Source organism: Sulfuricurvum sp., from assembly GCF_019163035.1.
Taxonomy (GTDB): Bacteria; Campylobacterota; Campylobacteria; order Campylobacterales; family Sulfurimonadaceae; genus Sulfuricurvum.
Map to the genome: position 1 here is coordinate 1 of NZ_JAFLKV010000062.1, position 9,937 is coordinate 9,937.

A 9,937-nucleotide genomic window follows, 5' to 3' on the forward strand; every position below is an offset into this window, starting at 1 on the left:
TTTTTCGGACTTTGATAATCTTCATAGGTTACACGATCTGCAACCCCTTTGGAATCCGAGTTATTATCTCTCCAAAGAATATTGACACCGGAACGTTTGAGAACATCCAAAATATTTTCGGTATGTTTGGCTTTCTCCTTCTCATATCCCTCACGTCCGAACGAAGAGAACATACACGGTACCGATACCGCCGTCTCCGTTCCGCAAGAGGTGAACTGGGTAAAGTTAATAATATCCTCTTTACGCAAGAGTGGAGTCGTATCCCGCTCATAATTGTTCAAACCGAAATGATCCCATCGTACCGCTTCACCGACCACCAAAACGATCAATTTACGAGGCTGATCGCTACCGGTGATCTTTGCATCTTCTCCGATAGGAGCCAAACCGCTGTAGGGGTGAGAAAACGTCTCTTGAACATAATGACCGATAGAGTAGAGATAATACGCCGGATTCGCATAATAACGGAGCGGTTTATGCTCTCGGAAAAAAGAGGTGTAATATTTGCTAAATGTAAAAATGACAACGAGAGCAACCACCAATGCAACCACAATAACTTTGACTTTTTCAATCAACGTCTCTTTGAGGCTCATCGGGATAATTTTGATCCGATACACGATAAACGAGGGGATAACACCCAATACGATGGTATAAAGTAGCTGTTTCAAGCTCAATAAATCCGTAGACTCTTTGAGATTCGTCTCTAGCAGATTTTGGATCATGTGTGAATCGATCACGACATCATACGCATCCATAAAATAGGCTGTTGCTGATGTGACAAGCAATATAGTTATCAATGCAGGCTTAATAGTATAGCGTGAGCTCAGGAGGGTTAATACGATCATCGTAACACTAAAGAGGACAATACCCAAAGAGAAAACAAACAAAATATTCCCGCTGACTAAAGGGTACACTTCGCTCACATGTTTAAAAAATGCTCCGTTTGTGAGAAGAACTAACCATAACGTAACAGCGATCACAACTGTACGGGCTGCCATAGGCTTTGAAAAGGAAAATAACACTCGGACTCCGCTTATTTTAATTACGATATTATAGTATCTTATCCCCTAATGCTACGTAAACGCTCTTATTATCCGTTATTACCCTATAATTTCACATCATTTTACGAGGAATCATTATCCATGCTACGCGAACTTTTCAAGATTTATCTACTCTTTATCGCCTTGTTTTTTCTCGGACGGTTAGGGCTGTACGGACTTTATTTCGACCGATTGGGGGACATCAGCTTTGCAGAGTCCCTTTTATCATTTATATACGGTTTAAAACTCGACACGATGACAACTTCGATCATTTTAGTCATTCCAGCACTCTTTATGGCGATTACCCCCCAAATAGGGGCAAAATTTGTTGGACGATTCCTCAGTGGCTATGTCCTCTTTTTTCTTTTAATATCTCTCTACGTTGAAAATGCCACTTTTCCGTTTGTCGCCCAATATGATGTTCGCCCCAACTATCTTTTTATAGAGTATCTTAAATACCCCCAAGAGGTCACCTCCATGATTCTCAAAGAGTATCCGATGCAGCTCATCGTTGCATTGGGAATGTTGCTATTAATGGGATGGGCGTATCTGCGTTTCTCACCCCTTCGTCTGGTTGAAGCGATCCAAACACCGCTCTGGAAACGTCTCCTTTTGTTTCCGATTGTAGTCGCTGTTCTTTTCATCGGCATCCGTTCTTCGTTCGGTCATCGTCCCGCCAATATCTCCGATGCCCTCTACAGCACCAACCGCATGGCAAATGAGATCGCCAAAAACTCTCTTTACAGTATCGGATATGCCTATAAAAGCTATACGAAAGAGGGAAACCTCATTAAGCCTTACGGGAAAATGAAACTTTCCGAAGCGTATGAACGGGTAGGTAAAAAACTCGCCTTAAATCCAAACCAAGAGTTCCCGTTTAACCGACTTGAAACGACCCATTTCAAAACTCAAAAGCCTAAAAATCTCGTCATATTTATCCAAGAGTCGATGGGCTCACAATTCGTCGGATTTAGCGGTGGAGACACTACAATCACCCCCAATATGGAAAAACTCTCTCACGAGGGGGTCGCTTTTACCAACCTCTTTAGTAACGGAACCCGGAGTATCCAAGGATTGGCGGGGATGAGTTCAGGCTACCTCCCGCTACCGGGAGAGGGGGTTGTCAAACGGAACAAATCTCAAAGTGATTTTTTCACGGTTGCCGCGCTACTTAAACCGTTGGGATATAAATCAAGCTTTATTTACGGCGGCGAAGGTCGGTTTGACAATATGCGTAGCTGGTATATGGGGAACAGTTTTGATGAAGTAATCGAGCAAAAAGATTACCAAAATCCGAGTTTCGTCAGTACATGGGGAGTTAGCGATGAAGATTTAGTCCTCAAAGCGAATGAAAAATTTAAATCCCATGCCGCAAAAGGGGAAAAGTTTGTCTCGATCATGTTCTCATCATCGAATCATTCACCGTTTGAATTACCGGAGAAAAAAATTGATTTTATCACCGGAAAACCAAAATATGGGGTTGAAAACGCCGTAAAATATGCCGACTTTGCTATCGGTCGTCTTTTTGAATTAGCGAAAAAAGAGTCCTACTACAAAGATACCGTGTTTGTCGTCGTTGCCGATCATAATGTCCGCGTATACGGCGATGATTTGGTTCCGGTAAAAATGTTCCATATCCCAGCCTTGATTGTTAGCGATGGGGTAAAAGCTCAAAAAGTTAGTACCCTCACTACTCAGCCCGACGTTTTGGCAACAGCTCTCGATATGATCGGAGTTGATCTCACCTACCCAATTTTAGGTCATTCGATCTACAGCGATAAAAAACAAGAGGTTTCTCTCATGATGTTCAACGATAACTTCGCCCTACGCGATCATGAAAAAATCGCCATCATTCAGCCAAACAAAGAGGCTTTAACGTTTACCTATGAGAACGAACATCTCAAACCCTCTCCACACAATAAAGAGCTCGAACGTGACGCACTGGCATTTGTAACAGTAATGGATGATATGTATAACAAGAAATTGTTTAGAGTTGCCAAATAATACTTTTCAGAGATTTCTCTGGAGGGAGTTATAAAAAAAATAGTTGGTAAAAAATAGAGGAAGGATAAAGAAAAATTCTTCCCAAAGAAGGGAAGAGGAAACAATTAACGTTTTGAGAATTGAGGAGAACGACGTGCTTTACGTTTACCCGGCTTCTTACGCTCAACGATACGAGCATCGCGAGTAAGCATACCGAATGGTTTCAATACAACACGGAATGCTGGATCGAATGTGCAAAGAGCACGTGAAATACCATGACGTAGTGCGTCAGATTGTCCTGAGAAACCACCACCGGTAGTTGTTGCAGTGATATCAACAGATGTGTCTTGTTTTGTCAAAGAAAGCGGTTGAGTAACGCGCAATTTTTTTGCTTCAAGACCACCCAACCATGCGTCGAGTGAAAGACCGTTTACAGTGATTTTACCTGTACCCGGAGCAAGCCATACTTTAGCGATCGAAGATTTTCTTCTTCCGGTTGCATACGTTTTTGCCATAATTTATCCTTACTTAGCGATCTGTGCAGAGTGAGGGTGTTCAGCACCTGCATAGACTTTTAATTTTTTGAGCATTGCACGACCCAATTTTGTTTTCGGAAGCATACCGCGAGCAGCAAGCTTGAAAACTTTTTCAGGGTTAGTAGCCAAAAGTTCAGTGAATTTTTCACTTTTTACGTTACCGAAGTAACCTGTATGACGGTGATACGTTTTAGTAGCGGTTTTACCACCACCGTTAATAACTGCTTTAGATGCGTTAATGACGATAACAAAATCACCACAGTCAATGTTTGGGGTAAAATAAGGTTTGTCTTTTCCGCGAAGGCTAACAGCGATTTCAGTCATCATACGACCGAATGTTTTTCCTTCTGCATCAATTAAAACCCATTTACGGTCGATTTGCTCAGGTGAAGCAATTTTAGTAAATTTCATCTTGAGTCTCCTTTAAAAGTCTCTATAAATAGTGGCGAAATTGTACCCTTTTAAACTTATATTCTGCTGAAATTAAGTTTATTATAAGCACTTAACCCATTCGATCCGATCCTCCAAGAGATAGCACAAATATCCCTCGACTTCCTCATTGCTCATTGAGCGTATCGACTCAGCGTAACGATTGATCTGCTCGGTGTGTTTGGCTTCCTCTTCACGACCGCTTTTATAATCGATAATTTTCCAGCCGTTTTCACCCCTAATGAGCAGATCGATCACCCCGATATTTCCTTTGTGGCGTATCATCTGTTCTTTGTAACAATCGCCTTGAATTAGCATACCAAAGTGCTCATCACGCATCAAATGACTGATTCGCTTTTCAATCTCACCCATTGCACCCGCATGAAGCATTGCGCCATAACGGTTACGAGTCGATTCGAGAGAAACCTTCAGCGATTCGTGACTAAATTCTCCCATCATCTCCAGCGTATAGTGCAGTGCCAACCCAAACTGTACTGCCGCATAATCATACGTTTCCTCTTTAAGAGAGCTCGGTTTCTCTTCTTGTCGACCGAATGAAAAGGCTTTAAAATTCAAAGATTTTTGTATGAGCGGTACATCAGTGCGATGCATTTTGATCTCCAAACTCCCCCAATGAGACGGAGTAAGGCAGAGGGGATCAAACCATGAGTTTTTTGTTTTCGCGATCACACTGAGCGATTCCGCCGCGCGAGTCAGGGCAACATAGAGGGCATTGAGTTGATCCTCACCTGCAGCTTCTTTTTCGGCTTCGAGTGCTCTTGCGTAGAGGGGATCGAGTAGTTCACGTCCTTTTATCCGATAATGCATTCCGCGAAGCACCGCACCCTCATATTCATAGACTATCGCATCGTTACGGCTCCGAGGGGTTCCTAGACGATCGAGGACAATAACGTGCTCAAACTCCAATCCTTTGGATTTATGGACGGTCATGATCCGAATCCCCCGCATATCGCTTTGGGGCGAAGTGCTCTCTAATCGGTCAATCTCGAATACCACCTCTTCGATGTCTCGGTAGCTTCGCAATGCTTCGATAAACATCAATGCGCTCTTATCGGCAATCCGAAATCGTTTGATAAACCCGATAACGGCACTGTTCACCTCATCAACACTCATCCGTTCTACGCTCAGGCTCTCCACCCCTAACAGTGCGGCGCAGTTGGAGCGGTAAATCGACTCGCCGAAATAACAATAGCGCAGATATTCGATGATAGCGCGAACACTTCGCTGTGCGATGAGGCGTGCGGTCGTCTCGGTCACGACGTCATACCCCCGCCCACTGAGCACCTCTTCCACCGCGCTCCCGTCTTTGTTGGTTGCGGTCAAAATAGCGATCTCTTCGGGTGCGGCACCCTGAGTGATCAACAGTGCAACCCTCTCGCTCAGCGATTCGAGCAGATCATCGCTATAGAGAACCTCGACATACCCTCCGCTATAGCTTTGCGGGCTTTGCTGAGGAACATACCCTTTGATTTTCCCCTCGAAGGCTCGATTTACAAAGTGGACAATCTCACTGCGGGAGCGATAATTCACCTTGAGCGGTTCGAGCTTCACATCAAACAGCTCCGCTACCTGATGAAAGAGGGCACTCACCCCTCCGCGAAAACGGTAGATCGATTGTTTCACGTCCCCGACGAAAAAGAAGCTTCCCCCCTCATTCACCCCCACACCGGAGCGGATCTCTTCGATCAACGGACGGAGGATGTCAAACTGGATAACGCTGGTATCTTGAAACTCATCAAGAAGCAGGTGCTTGAGGCGTGAATCGAGACGGAAATAGAGAAACTCGCTCTCCAATTTTTCCCTCAGCAGCGTGTGGACGTTGAGGGTTATATCATCGAAACTGAGCTCATTGCTCTGCGTTGCCATACTTTGTCGGCTTTTGATATAGAGTTTTAGCACGACAAACAGCTCTTTGAAATAGAGCACCTCGCGACGGCGCATTTGTGAGGCAACGGCACGCTGTATTTCATGGAGGAGTTCATCCATTCGCGGCTCATACGTTTTTTTAAAATCCCAGTACTCCATACTCGGTTTAAAGAGCCACGTTTTCTCCAATAGCTCCTCATAACTCTCAAACTCCATCGTTTTTCGGGCGCGATCACTGAGCGGTTTTGAGAGACTCAACTTTGAAAGTTCACGAGCACACTCTAACGCATACCCTATAGACTCCTCCGGAGCATCTACGCCATCGTAACGCTGAATATCCAGCTCTTTGTATTTGGAATAGAGGGCGGAGAGGAGTGTAAAAAGATCACCGAGCCGCTTATCGCTCAGTAACGAGAGATGAACCAGCGCCCCAGTTGCTTGTGATACCTCCACTTCATTCAAAAATCGCTCTAGTAAAGCGCTTTCATGATGGTTTTGGACGGTTTTAAACGTCGGCATCAACCCCGCATTGAGGGCAAATTTGCGCAAGATTCGACCGAAAAACTTATCCAACGTCGAGATTTGAATATCGGAGCGGAGAAACCTCGATAGAACTTTGGGACGCTCTTGTAAAATTTCTTCTTCACTCATCCCGCAAAGACGGGCGATTTGAGACAGTTCGCTCCGAGTAGGCAACTCTTCGAGGGTGAGGATGATCCGCTCCAACATCTCGTTCGCCGCTTTATTGGTAAAGGTCAATGCCACGATCGACGAGGGAGTCTCCCCCATAAAGAGCAAACTCAGATAACGGACAACAAGGTTAAACGTCTTGCCGCTCCCCGCACTCGCCTCATAGGCTAAAAACGGTTCAAACTCCACGCATCACCTCCCGATGACAGAGGTAGGTGTAGGGACAGTGGCGACATCGGCTCAAATCCTCGTACATCTCCCAGCTCCATTGTTTTTGAGATGCCATATAGGCCAAAATCTCCCGCAATTTGGCGATTTTTGCCTCTAAAAACCGCTCGAACTTCAACTCACCGCTCCCCAAATCATAATAACCGCAAGCTCTCACCTCTCCGAGCTCTGAGGCGAGCAGTGCATAGACACTGAGCTGATAATCGACATCGCTCTCTTTGGGTTCTTTATCGGTATCGGGATACTTGCCGCTTTTATAATCGATCACTTCGAGAGCCCCTTCGTTCTTATCGATACGGTCGATTCGACCTGTGAGTCGTATCCCCTCGACCTGACAGCTCACCTCTTTTTCACGGTAAAGCACCCTCACCCCTGAGGCAAATCGAGAGACCTCGCACCCGTAAAAATATTCCAGTTTGTCGATCCACAAACGTTTCATATACCGCTCTAGCGGGTCATCGCTGTGTTTCTCTTCCCATAATCTGCTAATAGAGTCTTTGATCGCAGAGGGTTCCAAGTAACGATCATTCTCGGCATAGAGCTTATCCAAAACACTGTGAAGCTCATTACCGATGTCACGCTCCTGCGACAAATCGCGCGGCAGTTCATGCTCTCGGATTTGCGCGATATAGCGATAATAAAAAGAGCGTTTACAGCTCAAAAAGGTTTTGATCCCGCTAGCAGAGAGGGTGTGTGCTGTAAAATCGTATTCGCTATCACACACTCCAACATGCCGCTCATTAAAATAAGGGGTCGGAAAAAGGACCTCTTCATATCGGTATGCGGCAGGGATACTTTTGATCCCCAGTTGGAGTAAAAAACGAGACGGCACCGACTCGGCGTTTTGGACACACCCAATCGCCACTTTTTTGGCTCGGTTGCACACCATAGCGTAGTAGTGTTTTTGGAGCGATTCGCGATCATGGGCACTCGGCAATCCGGCATATTCGCGAGTTTTCGTGTTTAAAAAGAGATCTTTTTCGCTCTTGTGCGGAACATACCCCTCATTAAAATCTATGATTACCACACCATCAAACGCTACCCCGCGCGTCTCCAACAGCCCCATCACTGTTACCTTGCCCCCTCGAACATCGTCGATGCTCCGTTGGCGCAGGCGATTCATAAAGATTCGCAATACCGATCTAAACTCCATCTGCTCCAGCGCATGGGAGAGATGGCTAATGTGTTGGATCTCATCGCGGATGATCTCGAGCGAGCCTTCATCGGCATCGTCGAACATCGAAATCAGCTCTTCGAGATCGCCTAAGCGAAACTTTTGAGGATAATGGGTTTTGAACCACTCTATCGTGGTACTTTTGATATTTCGTATCCGCTCGCGGTTCAATACGTTCATCTCATCCAAAAAGAGGGTAATACTCTCGATCTCTCGATAGAGGGCGCTATTGGAAAACGGCTCCCCCATCGCAAAGTTAAAATTCCCCTCTGTGTCGAACTCCCGCAGCATCTGTGCCGCATCTTCATCGGGCAGTATGATGGCAATCTTCTCCGGTGCGATTCCCTCCTCTACAAACGCCTCAACCGAGGCTTTGATAAATCCGATTTGCGCCAGTCGGGTATGAAACACTTCGCATGTAATAGCACGATTCATCGCCAAAGGCTTATCCGAAATGATCTGTATCGAACTCAGCGACAACCGATACTCCCGAGCTTCGATGAGTTCAAACCCCATCTCCTCCAAGCGTGCCGTCATTTTACGATTATACGCCGTCGTGTTGTACAGAAGTATTACTTCCAAATGCACAGCACACTCTCGTAAGAGTGCGATCTCATATCGACTCAGATACCCCTCGACAACAATCGTTATACGATCATAGTTACGCAAAAAATCGTGCTGGATGGTTGTATGAATGGAATTAAATATCCTATCCGCCCACCCCTCACGAGCGCATATCTCGCCATACCGTTCACGAAGTCGTATAAGAATCGCAATATGTTCCTCATACTCGCCGTACACATCGACCGCTTGGAGGGTTTCGACACTGACCTGCTCACTGGAAAGCTCTTCGAAAAATCGGAACAGATATTCGGAGTTTTGAATAAAGCTGAAAAAGTTTCGCTCGATGTTGAGCGCTCTAAAGGCTGAAAAATCGGACGCTTCGTGCATCGCTAAAAGGCGTAAATCCTCATCGGGGACGATTTTTCCCACCGCGACGTACGCACGGGAGAGAAACTCCCCCATACTCATCATGTGCGGAAGAAAACTCTCAGAGGAGACTGCAACGGCTTCACGGATACACCGAGAGGTGGGATAAACGATACACTCTTTAATCATCCAGAGCCCTTATAGTTTGTTATATCTTAGCTGATAATCAATTTAATTAAAAAAAATATGTCATTTTGCAGGGTATTGTAGTAAATTTCCCCTAAAGGGGAAGAAGATATCAGGTAAAAAAATTAAAACTCGGATGTTTCCGGTTTACGGGTATCGGCTTTAATGTTGTAGTAACGCTGATCATTACCCACAGACACTTTTGCCATAATATCCCATCGTCCCACTTTTGGAAGATCGACAGCACCAAAGGTGTATTTCCCCTCAGCAACCATAGGAGTTGAGAGATTTACGTCGCATTTGTTATTGTCAGGTCGTGTTAGAATTACTGTAAACTTTGCATCATTAACCGCTTTTCCCGCTTTATCGGTTAGGTTATACTCGATAACCGTCCCTTTTTCAGTAACCTGAGTTGTTAATAATACGATGGTGTATTTTTTATCAAATGCAATTTTAGCTTCGATAATCTCATTCGCATCTCTATCGTATTCATGATAGTTTTGCATCCCGTAATCTGACATCTCAACGGGGTTATCAATAGCTTTTTTGATTGTTACCACACCAAAAATGATAACAATCACAGTTGCTACCGCTATGAGAACAGGCCACTTTGTACCTGGGTTTTTAAACATCCAAAGGTTCCTCTTTTTTACGTAAGTACTTTCCACGCAAATATTTGAATATAGCAAAAAGAATAATACCGTAAAAGACTACGCGTAAAATATCGATAAAATTTTTACTGCCACTACCCGCAGATGAGCTTAAGGTAACATTGTGATGTTCAGCTATCTGTTCTGCTACGTCAGAGTATCCATTGAACATCGCAACCGAATATTTTGAAACGATTTCAGCCCCCT

The 9,937-nt window shown here is 44.9% G+C and carries 7 protein-coding genes and 1 pseudogene; 1 reads left to right on the forward strand and 7 read right to left on the reverse strand.

The genetic code is table 11. The annotated features are described in order from the left end of the window. Nucleotides 1-1,019: phosphoethanolamine transferase domain-containing protein (locus JZU62_RS05170; protein ID WP_295012574.1), on the reverse strand; the 1,019-nt coding region annotated here is incomplete at its 3' end. Between the two features lie 120 nt (nt 1,020-1,139). Here JZU62_RS05170 and JZU62_RS05175 point away from each other — a divergent pair. Beyond that, a complete protein-coding gene (locus JZU62_RS05175) occupies nt 1,140-3,041 on the forward strand; it encodes an LTA synthase family protein (RefSeq protein ID WP_295012576.1) in 1,902 nt (633 codons plus the stop codon). Between the two features lie 104 nt (nt 3,042-3,145). Here JZU62_RS05175 and rpsI read toward each other — a convergent pair whose 3' ends face one another. The 6 genes and pseudogenes from rpsI to JZU62_RS05205 form a co-directional block, all read right to left on the reverse strand. Continuing rightward, entirely contained in the window at nt 3,146-3,535 is a 390-nt protein-coding gene (gene rpsI, locus JZU62_RS05180; protein WP_295012578.1) for a 30S ribosomal protein S9, read from the reverse strand. A 9-nt stretch (nt 3,536-3,544) separates the two neighbouring features. After that, a complete protein-coding gene (gene rplM, locus JZU62_RS05185) occupies nt 3,545-3,967 on the reverse strand; it encodes a 50S ribosomal protein L13 (protein WP_295012580.1) in 423 nt (140 codons plus the stop codon). An 81-nt stretch (nt 3,968-4,048) separates the two neighbouring features. Continuing rightward, entirely contained in the window at nt 4,049-6,751 is a 2,703-nt protein-coding gene (locus JZU62_RS05190) for a RecB-like helicase (protein ID WP_295012582.1), read from the reverse strand. Then, nucleotides 6,741-9,083, reverse strand: coding sequence for a PD-(D/E)XK nuclease family protein (locus tag JZU62_RS05195; protein WP_295012584.1), 2,343 nt, complete (start codon nt 9,081-9,083; stop codon nt 6,741-6,743). Before JZU62_RS05195 ends, JZU62_RS05190 begins: the two co-directional genes overlap by 11 nt. Before the next feature lie 122 nt (nt 9,084-9,205). After that, nucleotides 9,206-9,712 carry a FixH family protein gene (locus tag JZU62_RS05200; protein ID WP_295012586.1) on the reverse strand — a complete coding sequence of 169 codons (507 nt, stop codon included), beginning with the start codon at nt 9,710-9,712 and terminating at the stop codon, nt 9,206-9,208. Continuing rightward, nucleotides 9,705-9,937 (reverse strand): annotated as a pseudogene (locus JZU62_RS05205) (3-dehydroquinate dehydratase); the annotation flags it as partial. The gene JZU62_RS05200 and the pseudogene JZU62_RS05205, both read right to left, overlap by 8 nt.